The following is a 17,973-nucleotide window of genomic DNA, read 5'->3' as shown; positions in this document are numbered from 1 at the left end:
ACGTGGCTACGGGGGTCGGGGGCGGCATGATGGGGGATGTGACGCAGAATCCGGAAGCCTTCGAGACCCCCGACGTGACCGCGGACGCGGACGCGAACCAGAACCCGGACCTTCGGCATCGCTGGACCGACCTGGCCGAGCGCATCACTGAGGCGCAGGAGGCCTACTACGGTGCCGACGCGCCGACGGTCTCCGATGCCGAGTACGACGGCTGGTTACGCGAACTGCAGGCGCTGGAGGAGGCCCACCCCGAGCTACGCACCCCGGACAGCCCCACCCAGCAGGTCGGGGCGGCGCACCGGGTGACCGACTTCGCGCCGGTTCGCCACCGGGCGCAGATGACCAGCCTGGACAATGTGTTCAGCCTCGAGGAGCTCGACGAGTGGCTGGCGCGCGTGGAGAAGACCGTCGGCGCGGACGTGGAGTTCCTCTGCGAGCCCAAGATCGATGGTGTCGCGATCAACCTGACCTACGAGAACGGACGACTGGTCACCGCTGCCACCCGCGGGGACGGGCGGGTGGGTGAAGACGTGACCGGCAATGTGCTGGCGATCCCGGGCATCCCCCAGCGGTTGCAGGGCGAGCAGATCCCGGCCCTGGTTGAGGTGCGGGGGGAGATCTTCTTCCCGATCGAGGCCTTCGCCGAGCTCAATGCCTCCCTGGTCGAGGCCGGGCGCAACCCCTTCGCCAACCCGCGCAATGCTGCGGCCGGCTCCCTGCGCCAGAAGGACCCGGCAGTGACCGCGACGCGTCCCCTGCGCCTGCTGGTGCACGGCATCGGCGCCCGGGAGGGCTTCGAGATCGGCACCCAGTCCAGGGCCTACGAGAAGCTGCGTGCCTGGGGGTTGCCCACCTCCGAGCATGTCAAGGTGCTCGACACGATCCCCGAGGTGAAGGAGTTCATCGAGTTCTACGGGGAGCACCGCCACGACGTCGAGCACGAGATCGACGGCGCCGTGATCAAGGTGAACCGCTTCGACCTGCAGAACGAGCTGGGCTTCACCTCGCGCGCCCCGCGCTGGGCGATCGCCTACAAGTACCCGCCGGAGGAGGTCAACACCACACTCCTCGACATCCAGGTCAACGTCGGGCGCACCGGCCGGGTGACGCCCTTCGGCGTGATGGAACCGGTGGTGGTGGCCGGATCGACGGTTTCGATGGCCACCCTGCACAACGCCCATGAGGTTGAGCGCAAGGGTGTCCTGATCGGTGACACGGTGGTGCTGCGCAAGGCCGGCGACGTGATCCCGGAGATCCTGGGGCCGGTGGTGGAGCTGCGCGACGGCTCCGAGACCCGGTTCGTGATGCCGAGCCACTGCCCGGCCTGCGGCGCGGAGCTGCGCCCCGAGAAGGAGGGTGACAAGGACATTCGCTGCCCCAACGCGAGGTCCTGCCCCTCGCAGCTGCGTGAGCGGCTCTTCAGCCTGGCGTCCCGCTCGGCCTTCGACATCGAGGCGCTCGGCTGGGAGGCGAGCATCGCCCTGCTCCAGTCGGGAGTGCTCACCAATGAGGCCGGGTTGTTCGACCTGACTGCCGACGACCTGGTCCGCGTCCCCTTCTTCACCCGTACGGCGAAGAAGACCGAGACCGGGGTCGAGGGGCGCGTCCTGACCGCGAACGGGCAGAAGTTCCTCACCAACCTCGAGCGGGCGAAGGACCAGCCCCTGTGGCGGGTGCTGGTGGCACTGTCGATTCGCCATGTCGGACCCACCGCCGCGCGGGCGCTGGCGACCGAGTTCGGCTCGATGGAGGCGATCCGGGAGGCGTCCACCGAGCGTTTGGCGGCCACCGACGGGGTCGGCCAGGTGATCGCCGAGTCGATCCGGGAGTGGTTCGGGGTCGACTGGCACCACGAGGTTGTCGACCGTTGGGCAGCCTCGGGGGTGCGGATGGCTGATGAGCGCGACGAGTCGATCGAGCGGACCCTGGAGGGTCTCACCGTCGTGGTCACCGGTGGGCTGGAGGGCTTCAGTCGCGATGGCGCCAAGGAGGCGATCATCTCCCGCGGCGGCAAGGCAGCCAGCTCGGTGAGCAAGAAGACCGACTTCGTGGTGATCGGGGCCAATGCCGGGTCGAAGGCCGCCAAGGCCGAGGAGCTGGGGCGTCCGATCCTCGACGAAGCCGGGTTCCTCAGGTTGCTGGAGGGGGGACCTGAGGCTGTGGCCCAGAACTAGAGGGTCTCAGAAGTAGCGGGCGCTGTGCGGGGGCAGGGTGACCTGGAAAAGGGCATCAAGCCTCGCCGCCGCCTCGGGGGAGCCGGTGATGCGGCCGGCGCCGAACAGGGTCAGTGCGTCCACCCCACCCAGGTAGAGCGATCCCAGGGCCGAGACGTCCATCTGCAGCTCGGGCTCACCACCGAACGGCTCGACCTCGGTGACCCCCTCACGGACGCACAACCGCACGATGTCGCGACGCACGAGGCTGGGGTCGTCAATGCCCAGGGTGACCTCGCCATCGTGCTCGAAGCCACGGACGCGCAGAGCCTTCGGGACGTCCAGGATCCGCGTCCACACCCCGTCACGCACATTGGTGACCGTCAGGCGACGCGGGTCGCGCAGCGCCCAGCGCAGGGGTGACTCGACCGAGACCGACTTGCAGGTGGCCTTCGTCAGCAGGTCGTGGTTGCCGATGAAGTCCCAGAAGGCGAGTTCGGCGTTGGCGTCGAGGGCGACCAGGTCGACGACCTTGAGTTCACCGTCCTTGATCGCATAGCTCAGGACGCCGTCGGGTTCGCCGCTGGCGTCGAGGTGTGCGACAGCGCGGGTCCGGGGGTCACGCTTGCCGGTCTCCCAGTCGATGAGCCCGGGGAACCCGTCGAGGTGGTGGGCGGAAGCGCCGTGGGAACCGCGTGTCTGCAGGTGGAAGCGGCGGAACACACCTTCCCAGACCTCGGCGGTGCGCGGGGAGTCAGGGTCGAGCTGGACCACCGGCCCGATCGGTTCGTGGAGCAGCGCGAAGCCATGGCTGATGTCGAGTTCCACAGTGTGGTGGAAGGTTGACACCCCGAAGCCGAAGCGGGAGTAGATGGTGGCCTCGGTGGCGGTGAGGGCGGCCAGCGCCACGCCCTGGTCGCGGATCTCGCGCAGGTTGTCCACCATCATGGTGCGCAGCAAGCCGCGTCGGCGGTCGGTCTGGCGCACGGTGACATCGGTGATGAAGGCAGCGGGCTCGACGTGGCCACCGCCGGTGTTGATGGAGTTGGTCCAGGTTCGCATCGTGGCGACCGGCTGCTCGACTTCACCGACGGTGCTGCGAGGTGGACGTCGCATGGCGCGCAGGACTCCGCCATCCCTGGGCAGGTGATTGCGAATGAGGGTCAGCTGGTCCTCGGTGGGGGCCGGGTCGAGGAAGCCCATGCAGATCGCCTGGATCCACTGGTCGAGGGCCTGCTGCTGCTCAGGGGTGGTGGTGCGGGAGGGGTCCAGCTTCTCAAGGCGGTAGTCGCTCACGTTCCGACCCTATCTGTCACCGCAGGTGGGGCACCTGACAAGATGGGGGCATGCGCGTACACATCGCCACCGACCATGCTGCCTTCGAGCTGAAGGACTACCTTGTCAACGAGCTGCGTGCCCGCGACTACGACGTCGTCGACCATGGGGCCGCCGAATACGAGGCCAGCGATGACTACCCCGTGTTCATCATTCCCTGCGCCGAGGCCGTCGCCGAGGAGCCCGGCTCGCTGGGCATCGTCCTGGGAGGATCGGGCAATGGGGAGCAGATTGCCGCCAACAAGGTGAAGGGGATCCGCGCCGCGCTGGCCTACAACCCCGAGTTGGCCCGTCTGGCCCGCCAGCACAACAACGCCAACTGTGTGGCCCTGGGCGGGCGGATGCAGCCCCTGGAGCAGTCCTTGCAGATCGTGCTGGCCTTCCTCGAGACGCCCTGGCCCAATGAGGAACGCCACGCCCGCCGTGTCGCCATGTTGCAGCGCTATGAGGAGACCGGCTCCATCAACTGAGCCCTCCCTGCAGCGGGACGCCGGTCAGCGGCGTCGTTGGCGGCTTCCCCGCGCCCGCGCGACCAGCGCGTCCAGCACGGCCTCGGCCTGCGTCCTGTCCTCGGGTTTCGGCTTCGACACTTCGCGCCCGCGGACGCCACGGTCCCAGTCGAGCAGCCCGCTGATCCCGTCGCGCCCGAACTCGCGGCGGGGGTGGTCGTGATGCTGCTGGGCCATGCAGGGAAGTGTAGGGGCTGGAATACTGGGCAGACCCAACCCCAGTTCACCCCGAGCAAGACGGAAGGGCCATCCGTGCCAGAGGGACACGCCATCCACCGACTCGCCCACGAGCTCAACGATGCCTTCGCAGGCCAGCGCGTGCACGTGTCCTCCCCGCAGGGACGCTTCGAGGCCTCGGCGGAACTGGTGGATGGTTCGACGCTCCTGAACGCCGAGGCCTGGGGGAAGAACCTGTTCCTCGAGTTCGGAGCCAGGGTCCCCGAGCCGATCATCCACATCCACTTGGGCCTGATCGGCACACTGCGCATCGCGCCACTCTCCCCGCCGGTCGGCGAGGTGCGGCTGCGCCTCACCGATGGACGCCTGGCCGCAGACCTCCGCGGACCCCAGACCTGCGCGCTGGTCAGCCCGCAGCGCCGCGAGGAGATCGTGGCGAAGCTCGGCCCCGACCCGATCCGGGAGGATGCCGATCCCGAGCGCGGGTTCGCGCGCGTCCAGCGGTCGAAGAAGTCGATTGCCACGCTGCTGATGGATCAGAAGGTGGCTGCCGGGGTGGGCAACATCTTCCGCGCCGAGGTGCTCTTCCGTCATCGCCGCGACCCCCGCACCCCCGGTCACCGCATCTCGCGACGGGAATGGGATGCCATCTGGGCCGACCTGGTCGCGATGATGCGCCAGGCCACTGATGATGGACGCATCGACTCGGTGCTTCCCGAGCACATGCCCGAGGCCATGGGCCGCGACCCCCGCGTCGACCCGCACGGTGGCGAGGTCTACGTCTATCGCCGAGTCGGGCAGCCCTGCCTGGTGTGCGGGGACGAAATCCGCAGTGAGATCGTGGAATCCCGCAACCTCTACTGGTGCCCCACATGCCAACGCCGCCACTGATCGACTGGGAGGGGCTTCGGATCAGCCTCGATGCCACTGGCGTGATCGCCCAGGTCGTGGACGAGGAGTCCGGACGCCTCCTGCTTCGGGACCTGGCCGTGGAATTCCCCGCGCCCTGGCAGCGCGGTGAGGTGGAAGTGCTCGCCGGCGAACTGGAACAGCGGTGGACGCATCCCTCGGGACCGACCGCGACGACCCGGATCGTGTTCGAGGAGGCCTTCACGCTGCGGGTCACCGTGCTCAATCGGACGCAGGATGCTGTCGAGGTGCCGGCCCCACGGCTCCGGTTCGGGGCGGACTGGCCGCTGCGTCGCCTGCTGGCCGGTGACGAGGCGTCACTGGGGGTGGACCCCGGGCGCGCGCAGCAGCTGCTGTTCACCCAGTTGCGGGGTCAGGCGGGCCACCGCGACGGGGAGATCCTGCTGACGCCCGATCCGCTGCTGCTCCCGGCGGCGACGGAGGAGACGCCCGGCCAGTTCACGGTCTCCTGGCGGGCCGCGTGGCTGGAGGACCACCGCCGGATCGCCCAGGTGTTGCCGGCCTGGTGGCCGACCACCTCCCTGCGACAGGGTGACGAGCTGGTCCTCCCGATGCCGGATGCGGCGGTGACCAGCGGTGACGGGCTCGAGCTGGTGCAACTGGACGATGCCACCTCGGTGTCATCCCCGAAGCCGGGGCGGTACTCGGTGCAGGTCCATGACCGCCTGGGGACCACGGACCTGGAGGTGTTCTGGGGCGATGACCTCGCGCTGGTGCTGCGGATGGAGGCGGACCGGTTGCTGGAGCGCAGCGACCCCCGGACCTGCGCCCCCTGGGAGGCGTGGACGATGGCCCGCGCCCTCGACGTGGCCGGCTCCCCGGCCCAGGACTACCTGGCAACCGCGGCGGAGGTGAGCCTTGCGCGACTGGGGGCGTCCCACCCCCTGGAGGTGATGGCCGCGAGCGCCTTCATCAGCCGGGAGAACGCGGGCAGCCTGTGGCCGCAGCTGGTCGGGATGTTGGAGCGGATGCCGCCGGGGGTGGGTTCGCTGATGGCGCTGGTCCACGCCCGGTTGGCGGGGATGCAGGTCGGGCGGTCGCCGCGCGGGCTGGGCGTTCCCGGGCTGGGCGCCGCCGGGGTGGTGGCAGGACCCGAAGTGAGCGCGGTGGAGAGGGCGCTGTGCGATGTGGAGGGGCAGCTGGCACTTCCTCCCGAGGAGCCGAGTGAGGAGTGCTGGCGGGTGGCCGGTCTGCTGGGCGCCGGACTCCCCGGCGACACGGTCGGGGTTGTCCGGCTGGCGCAGACCCTGATGGTGACCAGCCTCTTCCCCGAGCACTGGGACCTGCTGGAGCGTTGGCCGGTGCCCTTGCCGGTGGTGCGGCAGCAGGCCGAGCATCGCGTCCTGGCGTGCATCGAGGAGGAGGGCGGTCGGGAGGCGCTGGGCTGGTTGCTGGCCAGCATCTGACGGGCGAGGTCCCCGGGACGCGCCGCCCGTCAGGTCAGCAGGTGGATCTGCTGGCGGACTTGTCCTCGGCGTCCGGGTGGGGCTGGTGGGTCCACTCCGGCGGGACGTCGCGGCCCTCTTCCTCATCCTTCTCCGCGTCGTCAGCGGTCTTCTGGACAATGCCCTGGGCGTGGTGGCTGGGGGCATAGACGGCGTAGAGCTGCATCGGCTCATCGCCGGTGTTGATGACGTCATGCCACATGCCGGCCGGCACCTGAATCGACCAACCGTCGGCGACGTCCTGCTGGAAGTCGAGCTGGTCCTCGGCCGGCCCCATCACGCAGCGCCCCTCACCGGAGTCCAGTCGCAGGAACTGGTCGGTGTCGGGATGTTGCTCGAGTCCGATCGACTCACCGACGGGGATGGACATGAGGGTGACCTGGAGATACTTCCCGGTCCAGGCGGTGGTGCGGTAGTTGGTGTTGTTGACCGTCGCGTCCTCGATGTTGAAGGCGTTGGGATTGGGGCCGTTGTCGACGATGTCCATGACACTTTCCTTCCTTGTCGTGTCTGACCGCGCGTGGCGCGGCGGGTTCCCTTCCACCCTAGGGAGTGGGGGTCGGACTGGGGCTAGATCACCCGAAGACAGCTCGACAGGCCTTCTGCATGGCAGCCACACGTTGCTGCATGGGCCCCCTCGGTGATGGTTGGATCCCAGTGAGCCTCGAGGCGCCGAAATGGGCCGGGAGGGGCTTGCCCTTGTTGGTTCGTCGACTCCCGCGCGGATGCACTAGGCTGTTCAGGTCGCGGAGCGATCCGCGCCGGGGCGTAGCGTAGTGGCTAGCGCGCCTGCTTTGGGAGCAGGAGACCGCAGGTTCGAGTCCTGTCGCCCCGACCAATTCAAGAACTTCGCTCACAAGGCGTTTCTCCTAGGTGACTAGGGGGAACGCCTTGTTTCATTTCTCGGTCCGATGAGCACCAAGGGGCCTCCGAGGGACTTGTGGGGACATCTGAACCCCACGTAAGCCCCACGAAATGGAGGTCATCATGTCCGAGCCCAGTCAGGCGTTGCCCAGGGGGAAAACCGCCCAGGAGCGGGGGAACGCAAGCGCTCAGAGGGGGAACCCAGACAAGCGCGGAAGATCTGTGAAGCGGTCGGCTCGCCGTGGGTTCGGCCAGATTGATCGTCTGCCGTCGGGGAGATACCGAGCCCGGTACAAGGGGCCCGACGGTGTCCTGCGGAGTGCTGACCGCACCTTCGTGGCCAAGATCGACGCCGAAGGTTGGCTCGTCGACGTCGAACGGTCGATCAGCCGGGGTGAGTGGCAGTCCCCGGTGGCTCCCCAGCCCGAGCTGGTGAAGGAGGAGGCTCCGGTCGAGGTCGTGTTCCGAGACCTGGCCCGCGACGAGGTGGCCCGACGTGATCTGACTCCGAGGACGAGGGCTCTGTACGAGAGTCTGTTGGATCGGTTGATCCTTCCCGAGTTCGGGGATCAGGCGGTGGCGTCGATCACGCCGAAGCAGGTTCGCGCGTGGTTCGACCGGATGGGGCCGGAGCGGGCGACGCAACGAAGCCACGCGTACGCGCTGCTCAAGTCCTTGCTGGCGGTGTGTGTGGACGAGGAGTTGATCGTCGCCAATCCCTGCCGCATCCGTTCAGCGGGCCGGCGCAAGACCACCAGGGCGATGCAGCCGGCGACGGTGACCGAGCTCAACCGTGTGGCCGATCGGTTGCCACCGGGGCAGGCACTTCCCGTGCTGTTGGCCGCGTGGTGTGGGCTTCGCGCTGGGGAGGTGCGCGCGCTTCGGGTTGGGGACGTCGACACCGTGACCGGGTGGATCCACGTTCGTCAGGGCGTGACGCGGATCAAGGGGCAGGTGATCGTGGGTCCACCCAAGACACCTGCGGCGATCCGGGATGTCGGAATCCCGCCGCATCTGCTGCCGGCGCTTCGCGAGTGGCGTGCAGGGCTGGGGGAGCGGAGGGAGCGCTCTGCGTACTTCTTCCCTGGTCGCGGTGAGCTGCCGATGAGTGAGAAGGCGCTGCGGTATGCCTTCGACCAGGCACGCGACGTGATGGACCGGCACGATCTCACGTTCCATGACCTGCGTCACACTGCTGCCACCATGGCCGCGCAGAATGGTGCCACGACCGCCGAGTTGATGGCGCGCATGGGGCACACGACAGCCCAGATGGCGATCCGCTACCAGCACGCCAGCCGGCAGCGCGAACAACTCCTGGCAGAGCGGCTGGCCGAGCTGGCCCGCGGTGGCGATGGCGCAGCCGAGTAGGTGTCGATCACGGGAGAGCCCGTGACGGCTTGGGGGGCATGCAGGATCCACGGCGAGAGATTGAGGTCGAGACTGTGCAGTCGGCTGCGCGGCGACTCGGGGTGTGTCCCAAGACGGTGCGTCGGATGATCTCTGACGGGAGACTTCCGGCGTACCGCCTTGGCCCACGGATGCTCCGCCTGGACCCGGCGGAAGTCGACCGCCTCCTCCAGCGGGCGTCCTGACCGCACACACCCATGTCTCTCGGTCCTCCGCCACTTGTCGTCGCGCGTCAGCAGTGTCGGAGCCGACCGTTGAAGGAGTCCGGTGCTGGGTATTCCACCCGACTTGTCCAGATGCGTGTCCCGTGCGTGAGCATTCTCAACTGCCGATGAGCGCGCGATAGCCGGTGGCGAACGTGCGTTGACTTGAAAGATCGTGAGTGACGGGGGAGCGATCCCCAGGTGCGTGAGCATCCGACTCTGCCGAAGGTCGGTCGATTGCCTGCGGGTGACCGGTCTAGGCTCTGCCCATGCAGGAGGACATCGACGCAAGGGTGCAGGCCTACTACGGCTCCGAATTCGATGAGCAGCGGCGCCTCGAGAGGCCGGCGGGCCGGCTGGAGATGGCCCGCGTCCGCGAACTCGTGGCCCCACTGCTGGCGCCGCACTCGACGATCGTTGACATCGGCGGGGGCACCGGCGTGCATGCCCAGTGGCTCGCCGAGGCAGGGCACCACGTCACTGTGGTCGACCCTGTTGCCCGTCACGTCGAGATCGCAGCCCAGATCCCGGGCGTCGAGGCGACCATGGGAGACGCCCGGTCACTGATGCTGGAGAGCAACTCGTGCGACGCGGCGCTTCTCTTCGGACCGCTGTACCACCTTGAGTCGCGGGCCAGCCGTGTCCAGGCACTGCGCGAAGCGGCGCGCGTGGTCCGTCCCGGCGGAACCGTGTTTGGGGCGGTGATCCCCCGCTGGGCCGTCTACACAGACTCGACGACGACGCTGGCCGACGGTGCGAGTGTGCCGGACGAGATCCACCACATCCTGGATACAGGGGAGTCGCATCCGCAGGCCCACTTCCCGGGTGCCCACTTCCACACGTCGACGGAGCTGGCTGCAGAGATGGAGGAAGCTGACCTCGAGGTGGTGCAACTGGCCGCCATTGAAGGCCCCGGCGGTCTCCCGCTGGAGTTCGTCGCCCAGGCGGACGATTCAACGATCGACGCTGCGCTCACCTTGGTTCGAGCGATTGGTCATCTTGAAGGTCCCCGGGAGATGAGCCCTCACCTGATGGGCATCGGGCGGCGCCGCTGACCAACGCCCTGTAATGCCGCGACCGGCAAAGTGCGTGACAGGGCTGATCTGCCGAGAGTCGGTCGATTGATCCGGCGCTGTCGGACCACCGCGCGGCTATAGGGACTGTCCTAGAAACGGTGTAAGTGGCTCCATCGCCCTGCGGGGCAGGAGGAGTCATGATGACCGAGACAACAACCAGCAGCTCGTCGGCCGTGGAATCGGCCAGACTGGACGGCGTGAGCGAACGACCACTAGAGCCGGCCGAGCTCGAGAAGGCCCAGCGTGAAGCGATCGCGCAGATGGTGCGACAGGCCAAGGACGCTGGTATCGCCCTGACCGGCCCCGATGGCCTGTTGAAGGCGTTGACCGGGCAAATCGTCGAAGCAGCACTCGATGAGGAACTCAACGAGCACCTGGGCTATGACAAGCACGACCCCATCGGGCGAGGCACGGGCAATTCCCGCAATGGCACGAGGTCGAAGACGGTGATCACTGACAACGTCGGCGCGGTCGAGATCCAGGTGCCGCGGGATCGCAACGGCACGTTCGAGCCGCGGTTGGTGAAGAAGCGCCAACGCCGTTTGTCGGACATGGACCAGATGGTCTTGTCCTTGTTCGCGAAAGGGCTGACGACCGGTGAGATCGCTGCCCACTTCGCCGAGGTCTACGGCACCAGCGTGTCGAAGGACACGATCAGCCGGATCACCGACCGCGTCGTGGACGAGATGAACGGGTGGATGAGCCGGCCGTTGGAGCCGATCTACGCCGCGATCTTCATCGACGCGATCGTGATCAAAGTGCGGGATGGGCAGGTTCGTAACCAGCCCTACTACGCCGCGATCGGTGTCGACCTGGAGGGTCACAAGGACATTCTGGGGATCTGGCCCGGCAACGGGGACGGTGAGTCGGCGAAGTTCTGGTTCGCCTGCCTGACCGAGTTGAAGAACCGTGGGGTCAAGGACGTGTTCTTCGTCGTCTGCGACGGGTTGAAGGGCCTGCCCGACTCGATCGGGCAGGTCTTCCCGGCCGCGAAGGTCCAGACGTGTTTGATCCACTTGCTGCGCAACAGCTTCGGCTACGCGTCGAAGCGACACTGGCCCGAGATCGCCGTCAACCTCAGGCCCGTTTACGAGGCCCCCACCCCGGAGGCTGCTGAGCGGGCGTTCGCGGAGTTCGCCGAGAAATGGGGCAAGGCCTACCCAGCCATGATCAGGCTCTGGCGCAACGCCTGGACCGAGTTCGTCCCCCTTCCTAGACTACGACGTCGAGATCCGCAAGGTCCTCTGCTCCACGAACGCGATCGAGTCACTCAATGCCCGCTTCCGCAGGGCAGTGCGGGCCCGCGGTCACTTCCCCAACGAGCAGGCCGCGTTGAAGACGCTCTACCTGACCGTGAGATCGTTGGACCCCAAGGGCACCGGACAAACCAGATGGGGCATGCGCTGGAAGCCAGCGTTGAACGCGTTCGCCACCACCTTCGCTGACCGCATGCCCGCGGCCAGCACCCACCAGTAGAAACCGCCACTTACATTTAGCTTGGGAGTGGGCCTGCGAGAGGCCGGGCATCACTTACCGAGACACAATGTGATCTCTGAACAGTGGAGGGTCCTCGCAGGCCTGTGACTGGTCGAGCGGTGTCCCTGTTCGGGAACTTGGAACCACCCATCGTGGGGCGGATTCCTACTTGCAGAATGTCGGCTCTTCAACTTTGAGCCAAATTGAGTCCAGTACAATATTGTTGTCACGATGTCGAGGAGGCATACCGATGAACCCCATCCGCTACCACGATGACGTCGAGGTCCCCGTCGAGAACGAGGCCGAGATCTCCCAGCGAATCGTCGAACGAATGGCCGCCACCCAGGCGGAGAACGCCGACCGTCACCGCCACGCCCACCGCGACGCGCACGCCAAGAGCCACGCGATCATCACCGGGCAACTCACCGTCCACGACGACCTGCCGCACGAGCTCGCGCAGGGCATCTTCGCCACCCCCGGCACCCACGAGGTCGTCGCCCGCCTCTCGTCGGCACCCGGCGACATCCACTCCGACGAGATCCCTGCCCCGCGGGGTTTCGCGCTCAAGATCATCGGCGTGGAGGGCGAGCGCCTGTCCCCCGACCTCGGTGGCGCCAACCAGGACTTCCTCATGGTGAACTTCCCGACGCTCGCGTTCGGCACCGTGACCAAGTACGAGGACATGCTCGACATCCTCGAGAAGAACGCGAGCAACCCGGCCGCCGCGCAGAAGGCGGTCTCCGCCGCCGCCCGGGGCATCGCCTCGATCACCGAGAAACTCGGTCGCACCCCCGGCGCGACCGTCCAGGGCCTCGCGAACGACTACTCCCACATGCTCGGTGAGACCTTCTACACCCAGGCCGCGATCCGTTACGGCGACCACGTCGCCAAGATGTCCCTCGCGCCGACCGGGGAGGTCGCCGAGCTCACCGGCGTCGACGTCGGCGACGACTTCGACGCGATGCGTACCGCGGTCGTCCGCCACTTCATGACCAAGGGCGCGACGTACGAGCTGCGGGCGCAGCTGTGCACCGACCTGAAGACCATGCCCGTCGAGGACGCCGCCGTGCTCTGGGACGAGGACGAGTCCCCGTTCCGCGTGGTCGCGACGGTCCGGTTCGACCGGCAGGACGTGTTCACCCCCGAACGTCGCGTCGCCGGTGACGACCGGCTCGCGTTCAACCCGTGGAACGGCGTCGAGGCGCACCGGCCGCTCGGCTCGATCATGCGCGTCCGCAAGCTCGCCTACGAGTCGTCCTCGCGGCAGCGGCACGACCTCAACGCCGTGGCCCGCCGGGAGCCGGACTCCCTCGCCGACCTCACCGCCTGACCCCTCACCCCCTTGGAGGACCCCATGAACGAGAAGCTGACGTCCGAACAGACCCGCATCGACCCGCGCCTCTCGGAGGAGAGCCGCATGGAGGAGTTCCGCCGCGTGGTCAAGGAGGTCGCGGCCGACGCGCCGACGATCTCCCAGATCGCGATCAACTCCCTGCTCACCGACAAGAACCCGCTCCACGAGGGCACGTACGAGTCGGCCGGCCGGGCCGGTGCCCGCTCCGGCAACGTGTCCGAGCTGACCGCCATCGCCGACCTCAGGCCCGGCGGCGCCGACCGGCTGCGCCGCATCTTCGGCCTCACCGGCGGCGACTTCGACGGCGCCAAGCGCGTCTCGACGCTGCACAACATGCGGTTCGTGTTCCTCGACGACGACACGCGTGTGCTGTTCGCCACGGCCTACGACGGCGACTGGGACACCTACATCGACGACTTCGCGACGAAGATCCCCGAGCTCATGGACCTGTTGTTCGCCAACGTCGAGGGCTGGCCGGGGATCGACTCCCCGAAGGTCAAGGACTTCATCGCCGACCACCAGATCGACGCCGCCGCGTGGTTCGTCGCGAACCCGCAGGTGACGGTCGTGGACGTGCGCCGGTACCAGCGCATGGAGCAGGCCCTGGACACGTTCTTCGACGCGATGGCGGCGAACACCGCGATGGACGCGACGACCCGGGAGGCCCTATCGGCGCTGTCGGACGCGGTGGCGACGCCGCAGGGGGTGGACTACTGATGCCGTTCGAGCACCTCAGGGAGCTGCGCAAGCGGTTCCGTCGGGAGAGCGTCACGCTGCAGCTCGACGACATCCAGTCCCTCATCCTGCGGTCGCGGCCCGAGCCCTACGTCGGGATCCACGCGGGGTTGCGGGTCGACACCCCCGAGGGGGGTCGTGCCCTGCTGGGGCGGCTCGTCGAGTACGTCCCCTCGGCGCAGGACTGGACCGCGGACATGCACGCGTGGACGGGGGTGGCGATCAGCCACGCCGGCCTCAAGGCGATGGGCCTGCCGGAGGAGTCCCTCGCGAGTTTCCCGCTGCCGTTCCGCCAGGGTATGGCGGCCCGCGCGGGCCAGCTCATGGACACGGGCGAGAACGCCCCGGAGACGTGGGAGGAGTTCTACAAGGACGACTCCCTGCACGTCGCAGTGACGATCTACGCCGACTCGGAGGAGTCCCTGGCGGACGCCGTGGAGAAGGCTCTGGGGTACCTGGAGGAGATCGACGGGGTCACCCTGCTCGGCACGCACGCGTTCGGGGCGCCGGATGCGGCCAACCCGTTCGGCTACCACGACTCGCTCAGCCAGCCGCTCGTCGCGGGCGCCGGCGTCGACGCCCTCCCGGGGCAGGAGCGGGCCATCGCGGCGGGCGAGTTCATCCTCGGGGAGGACAGCGAGACGGGTTCGCCCGTCGCCATGCCCTCGCCGGACGTGCTGGGTCGTAACGGCTCGTTCGTCGTGCTCCGCAAGTACGACAGCCGTGTCGGCGCCTGGAACGACTTCCTCCGCGAGCACGCGGAGGAGGACACGCAGGAGTCCCGCGACGCCCTCGGCGCGAAGCTCGTCGGCCGGTGGCGGTCGGGGGCGCCGCTCGTCCTCTCCCCCGAGAAGGACGATGTCGACCTCGGCATGGATCAGTCCCGCAACGACGACTTCGACTACTCCGACGACCGCCGCGGCCTCATGTGCCCCCACTCGGCGCACGTGCGCCGCATGAACCCGCGCGGCAGCGAGCTGACGATCCTCACGGACGAGAACATCCACCGGATCATCCGCCGCTCCTCGACGTTCGGCCCCGAATGGGACCCCGACCTCACCGCCGCCGACGACAAGGACGACGAGCGCGGCCTGTTCTTCATCTTCATCAGCGCCCGCGCCTACGACACGGTCGAGTTCCTCCAGCAGGAGTGGATCAACCGCGGCAACTTCGTCGACCTCGGCACCGAACGCGACCCCGTCGTCGGACTCCACGAGGAACCGGGCCGGTTCACCATCCCCGACCGCCCCGTCCGCAAGCGCGTCGACGGCGTGACCACGTTCAACCGCCTCCGCGGCGGCGAATACATGTTCATGCCCTCCCTCACCGCCCTCCGCTGGATCGCCGACGCGGGCTGGGAGAGCTGACCAGGCCGGCGGATCGAGACCGGCGCTCGCCCGGTCGTCCGCACCGGCGATGAGCGAGAGGCCCCCTCCCAACCCGGGAGGGGGCCTCTCGAGTCGGAACGCCGTGGCTCTGGGGCCGTCCGCGCCCTCGGACCTCACGAGGGCGAGCACGCGCTCGACGCGCTCAGCCGTGTCGATGGCCCCCCTGCCCCTTCCTCCTCTCCCCCTTTCCCGATGACGTCATCCGGGGGGCGGGGGTCAGGTGGTCGCGAGTTCCAGGACCTGGGCGGCGACCTCGCGCGCGGCGGGGACGGCGGACTCGACGAAGGAGGTGCGGGTGCGGCGTTCGACGAGGTCCTCCACCGTGAGGGCGCCCTCCGCCAGCACGCCGAAGAGCATCTCCGCACCGGTGTAGGCGACGCCCTCGGCGACGGGGCCCGCGAACCGGGGGTACCGACGGCCCAACTCCGCGACACGACCGGCCTCGGTGCCGTAACGGCGCACGAGACGGGTCGGTTCCTCGAGACGGGCCAGCACCTCCCGCGGCGCCGCGCCCACGAGCGGGAGCGTCCTCGTCCGGCACTCCCGGTCCGTCCCGAGACGACGGCAGGCGGCGTCCACGGCGTCCTCGGCCATCGTGCGATAGGTCGTGAGCTTGCCCCCGGCGATCGTCAGGGGCCGGCCAGGTTCGTCGATGAGCAGGTGCCGTCGGGACACGTCGGCGGTCGCGCCCGCCTCGACGAGTGCGCGCTCCGCGCCCTCCGACAGATCCCCCGACGCGCCGTGCTCGCGCCTCTCCCCGAACCCGTGCCTCCCGATCCGCCTCTTCGTCCCTCCCGTCGACCCGCCCGACGGAGTCGGCAGCACCAACGGCCGCAGCCCGGCGAACCGGCCCACCACGTCCTGCCTGGTCAGGGGGCGCTCCAGCGCGCGGTTGATCGTGGCGAGGAGGAAGTCCTCGTCGGATTCCGGCACCGGCGGAGCGATGCCGTCGACCCCGGGAGCGGCGTCGTCGGTGAGGCCGACGAGCACGAGGCCGTCGCTCTGTGGCAGAGCGAACACGAACCGGCCGAAGTGACCCGGCACCGGCGCGGTGAACACGGCGCTGGGACACCCGAGCGCCTCGGCCCGCACGACCAGGTGGGATCCGCGGCTCGGCGAGATCCGCAACGACGGGTCGTGTTCACCGGCCCACACGCCGGTCGCCGAGACGACCGTGCCCCGAGCCTCGACGCTCTCGCCCGTCGTCTCGTCCGTGAGGGTGAGTCGGTCCTCACGCAGGTCGGTCGCGGCGCACCGGGTGAGGACGTCCGCGCCGTGCGCCGCGGCGGTGCGGGCCAGCGCGATCACGAGGCGGGCGTCGTCCTCGAGCTGACCGTCGGTGTAGTAGACGGCACCGCGCAAGGGCCCTACCCCCGGATCTTGGACACGGGGTGTGATTACGCAGCCGTCGGCAGCGTAGCGGTGTTGCCGGCCTCGTAGAGGACCGGCGGGACGTAGCGGCACCACGAATGGCGTCGCTTGGTGTTGTAGCGGACGAGCCACCTGAAGACCTGCCGGCGGCAGACCAGTTCGTTGCTCCAGCAGGCGGCGTCTTGGAGAACCTCGCGCTTCATGGTGGCGTTGAACGACTCGGCCAACGCGTTGTCCGCGCTGGACCCGACGGCGCCCATGGACTGGGTCACGCCGAACTTCTTGCAGAGCTGGGCGTAGTCCTTCGAGCAGTAGACCGACCCGTGGTCGCTGTGAAATACGCTGCCCTCGAGGGTGCCCCGGGTTGCGGCGGCGGCCTTCAACGCGTCCTCGACGAGCTCGGTACGCATGTGGTCAGCGATGGCCCACCCGACAAGCCGACGGCTGTAGCAGTCGATCACGGTCGCCAGGTAGAGGTTCGTGCCGTCGGCGATCGGCAGATAGGTGATGTCGCCGACGTAGCGCAGCCCTGGCGCCGGGGCGGTGAAGTCGCGCTTGAGCAGGTCGGGGTACTTCTGGCCAGACGGTTCGGGGATCGTGGTCCGCACCCGCCGCTTCTTCACATAGCCCCGGATTCCTTGCAGCCGCATCACCCTGGCGACGCGCTTGTGGTTGACCCGCTCACCGGCAGCCGCGCTGTCGCCGAGTTGAGCGTTGAGCTCGGCGGTGATCCGCGGCGCGCCCTGGGTGTTGTCCTCGGCATGGACCGCTCTGATCCGCTCAGCCAGCGCTGCGTCGTCAGCTGCTCTGGCTTCGCGGGCCGGGGCAGCCTTGAGCCAGGCGTAGTAGGACGAGCGCTCGATCTCGACGAGCTCACACAGTCGCTTCACCTCGAAGGTGGCGGAGTTGTCGGCGACGAACTGGAAGCGACTCACCAGCCCGTCTCCCCAGCGAAATACTTGGCCGCCCGCTGGAGGATCTCCCGCTCGGTGGTCAGCTTCGTCGTCTCGACCTCGAGGTCGTTGACCCGGGCCTCGAGCCGGGCGATCTTCTGCTCAGGCGTCTCACCGGCGGGACCCGTAGGGCTTGTCGGCGACGGCTTGGACTGCAGTGGGCTGGAGGTCAATGTCCCGTCAGCGGCGGTCTTCTTACCGGTCCCGTAGACCTCGAGCCAGTGCCGCAGCGTGCCGCGCACGATGCCGGGATCCTCGGCGATGCCGCGGACCGTGGCGCCCGGGGTGGACTCGTACAAGTCGACGGCCTGACGACGGAACTCCTCGGAGTAGTTCTTCCTGGCCATGATTCCTGGATCATCTCGCTTCCCCAGCAGGTGCTGGATTCAGCGTGTCCAAGAACCGGGGTCAAGCCCCGACGTGCGCCCGATCTACACCGCCCCGACCGCGGCCGCGGCCAGGGACCGGTTCGAGGAGTTCGCCGAGAAATGGGGCAAGCCCTACCCGGCGATCGTGCGGCTGTGGGAGAACGCCTGGGCGGAGTTCATCCCGTTCCTGGACTACGACGTCGAGATCCGCAAGGTGATCTGCTCGACC

At 68.4% G+C, this 17,973-nt stretch carries 16 protein-coding genes, 1 tRNA gene and 1 pseudogene; 13 read left to right on the top strand and 5 right to left on the bottom strand.

The window, feature by feature from the left end:
- Positions 1–29 precede the first annotated feature (29 nt).
- Entirely contained in the window at positions 30–2,174 is a 2,145-nt protein-coding gene (gene ligA, locus M3G03_RS09475) for an NAD-dependent DNA ligase LigA (RefSeq protein ID WP_396121939.1), read from the top strand.
- 6 nt (positions 2,175–2,180) lie between these two features.
- Here the strand turns inward: ligA and M3G03_RS09470 are convergent, their stop codons facing one another.
- The gene (locus M3G03_RS09470) at positions 2,181–3,449 is read right to left on the bottom strand and encodes a GNAT family N-acetyltransferase (protein WP_259809457.1); all 1,269 of its coding nucleotides are present in this window, start codon (positions 3,447–3,449) and stop codon (positions 2,181–2,183) included.
- 50 nt (positions 3,450–3,499) lie between these two features.
- Between M3G03_RS09470 and M3G03_RS09465 the strand changes: the two genes are divergently transcribed.
- Positions 3,500–3,958 (top strand): ribose-5-phosphate isomerase, encoded by a 459-nt coding sequence (locus M3G03_RS09465; RefSeq protein WP_259809456.1) that lies wholly within the window; start codon positions 3,500–3,502, stop codon positions 3,956–3,958.
- Positions 3,959–3,982: 24 nt separating this feature from the next.
- On the opposite strand, the gene M3G03_RS09460 is transcribed toward M3G03_RS09465, so the two are convergent.
- On the bottom strand, positions 3,983–4,174 hold the full coding sequence (locus tag M3G03_RS09460; protein ID WP_259809455.1) for a hypothetical protein: 192 nt from the start codon (positions 4,172–4,174) through the stop codon (positions 3,983–3,985).
- A 75-nt stretch (positions 4,175–4,249) separates the two neighbouring features.
- Here M3G03_RS09460 and M3G03_RS09455 point away from each other — a divergent pair, with 75 nt between their 5' ends.
- Entirely contained in the window at positions 4,250–5,065 is an 816-nt protein-coding gene (locus M3G03_RS09455; RefSeq protein WP_259809454.1) for an Fpg/Nei family DNA glycosylase, read from the top strand.
- Positions 5,047–6,510 carry a hypothetical protein gene (locus M3G03_RS09450; RefSeq protein WP_259809453.1) on the top strand — a complete coding sequence of 488 codons (1,464 nt, stop codon included), beginning with the start codon at positions 5,047–5,049 and terminating at the stop codon, positions 6,508–6,510. Before M3G03_RS09455 ends, M3G03_RS09450 begins: the two co-directional genes overlap by 19 nt.
- A 34-nt stretch (positions 6,511–6,544) precedes the next feature.
- On the opposite strand, the gene M3G03_RS09445 is transcribed toward M3G03_RS09450, so the two are convergent.
- The gene (locus M3G03_RS09445; protein ID WP_259809452.1) at positions 6,545–7,036 is read right to left on the bottom strand and encodes a cupin domain-containing protein; all 492 of its coding nucleotides are present in this window, start codon (positions 7,034–7,036) and stop codon (positions 6,545–6,547) included.
- A gap of 275 nt (positions 7,037–7,311) precedes the next feature.
- Here M3G03_RS09445 and M3G03_RS09440 point away from each other — a divergent pair.
- From M3G03_RS09440 to M3G03_RS09410, 8 genes and pseudogenes are all read left to right on the top strand, one after another.
- Positions 7,312–7,387, top strand: a tRNA-Pro gene (locus tag M3G03_RS09440).
- Between the two features lie 362 nt (positions 7,388–7,749).
- Positions 7,750–8,781: a site-specific integrase gene (locus tag M3G03_RS09435; protein ID WP_259809451.1), complete on the top strand. Its 1,032-nt coding sequence runs from the start codon at positions 7,750–7,752 to the stop codon at positions 8,779–8,781.
- A 38-nt stretch (positions 8,782–8,819) separates the two neighbouring features.
- Complete coding sequence (locus tag M3G03_RS12955; RefSeq protein ID WP_396121937.1) at positions 8,820–9,005, top strand: helix-turn-helix domain-containing protein; 186 nt, start codon at positions 8,820–8,822, stop codon at positions 9,003–9,005.
- A 287-nt stretch (positions 9,006–9,292) separates the two neighbouring features.
- On the top strand, positions 9,293–10,078 hold the full coding sequence (locus M3G03_RS09430) for a bifunctional 2-polyprenyl-6-hydroxyphenol methylase/3-demethylubiquinol 3-O-methyltransferase UbiG (protein ID WP_259809450.1): 786 nt from the start codon (positions 9,293–9,295) through the stop codon (positions 10,076–10,078).
- Between the two features lie 281 nt (positions 10,079–10,359).
- Positions 10,360–11,575: pseudogene (locus M3G03_RS09425) on the top strand (IS256 family transposase).
- 250 nt (positions 11,576–11,825) lie between these two features.
- A complete protein-coding gene (locus M3G03_RS09420; RefSeq protein ID WP_259809449.1) occupies positions 11,826–12,905 on the top strand; it encodes a catalase family protein in 1,080 nt (359 codons plus the stop codon).
- 24 nt (positions 12,906–12,929) lie between these two features.
- Positions 12,930–13,646, top strand: a complete 717-nt coding sequence (locus tag M3G03_RS09415; protein WP_044496629.1) for a hypothetical protein — start codon at positions 12,930–12,932, stop codon at positions 13,644–13,646.
- Complete coding sequence (locus M3G03_RS09410) at positions 13,646–15,031, top strand: peroxidase (protein WP_044496630.1); 1,386 nt, start codon at positions 13,646–13,648, stop codon at positions 15,029–15,031. Before M3G03_RS09415 ends, M3G03_RS09410 begins: the two co-directional genes overlap by 1 nt.
- 237 nt (positions 15,032–15,268) lie before the next feature.
- On the opposite strand, the gene M3G03_RS09405 is transcribed toward M3G03_RS09410, so the two are convergent.
- Positions 15,269–16,516 (bottom strand): glycerol-3-phosphate dehydrogenase/oxidase, encoded by a 1,248-nt coding sequence (locus M3G03_RS09405; protein WP_259809533.1) that lies wholly within the window; start codon positions 16,514–16,516, stop codon positions 15,269–15,271.
- Positions 16,450–17,723 (bottom strand): IS3 family transposase gene (locus M3G03_RS09400; RefSeq protein WP_259809448.1). Its coding sequence is split into 2 segments (ribosomal slippage): positions 16,450–17,372 and positions 17,372–17,723, totalling 1,275 coding nucleotides; the frame shifts between segments, so codons are not numbered across the junction. Before M3G03_RS09400 ends, M3G03_RS09405 begins: the two co-directional genes overlap by 67 nt.
- Between M3G03_RS09400 and M3G03_RS09395 the strand changes: the two genes are divergently transcribed.
- A partial coding sequence (locus M3G03_RS09395; RefSeq protein ID WP_396121936.1) for a transposase occupies positions 17,722–17,973 on the top strand: 252 nt, incomplete at its 3' end. The genes M3G03_RS09400 and M3G03_RS09395 overlap by 2 nt on opposite strands.

It is taken from the genome of Aestuariimicrobium sp. p3-SID1156 (assembly GCF_025144225.1).
In the GTDB taxonomy this organism is placed as follows: domain Bacteria; phylum Actinomycetota; class Actinomycetes; order Propionibacteriales; family Propionibacteriaceae; genus Aestuariimicrobium.
This window is presented reverse-complemented; position numbering and strand designations above follow the sequence as displayed.

Bases quoted from the DNA above. Each gene is read 5' to 3' on its own strand.
- ligA (WP_396121939.1), top strand. From the start codon at position 30: ATGGGGGATGTGACGCAGAATCCGGAAGCCTTCGAGACCCCCGACGTG.
- M3G03_RS09465 (WP_259809456.1), top strand. From the start codon at position 3,500: ATGCGCGTACACATCGCCACCGACCATGCTGCCTTCGAGCTGAAGGAC.
- M3G03_RS09460 (WP_259809455.1), bottom strand. From the start codon at position 4,174: ATGGCCCAGCAGCATCACGACCACCCCCGCCGCGAGTTCGGGCGCGAC.
- M3G03_RS09450 (WP_259809453.1), top strand. From the start codon at position 5,047: ATGCCAACGCCGCCACTGATCGACTGGGAGGGGCTTCGGATCAGCCTC.
- M3G03_RS09445 (WP_259809452.1), bottom strand. From the start codon at position 7,036: ATGGACATCGTCGACAACGGCCCCAATCCCAACGCCTTCAACATCGAG.
- M3G03_RS12955 (WP_396121937.1), top strand. From the start codon at position 8,820: ATGCAGGATCCACGGCGAGAGATTGAGGTCGAGACTGTGCAGTCGGCT.
- M3G03_RS09430 (WP_259809450.1), top strand. From the start codon at position 9,293: ATGCAGGAGGACATCGACGCAAGGGTGCAGGCCTACTACGGCTCCGAA.
- M3G03_RS09420 (WP_259809449.1), top strand. From the start codon at position 11,826: ATGAACCCCATCCGCTACCACGATGACGTCGAGGTCCCCGTCGAGAAC.
- M3G03_RS09415 (WP_044496629.1), top strand. From the start codon at position 12,930: ATGAACGAGAAGCTGACGTCCGAACAGACCCGCATCGACCCGCGCCTC.
- M3G03_RS09410 (WP_044496630.1), top strand. From the start codon at position 13,646: ATGCCGTTCGAGCACCTCAGGGAGCTGCGCAAGCGGTTCCGTCGGGAG.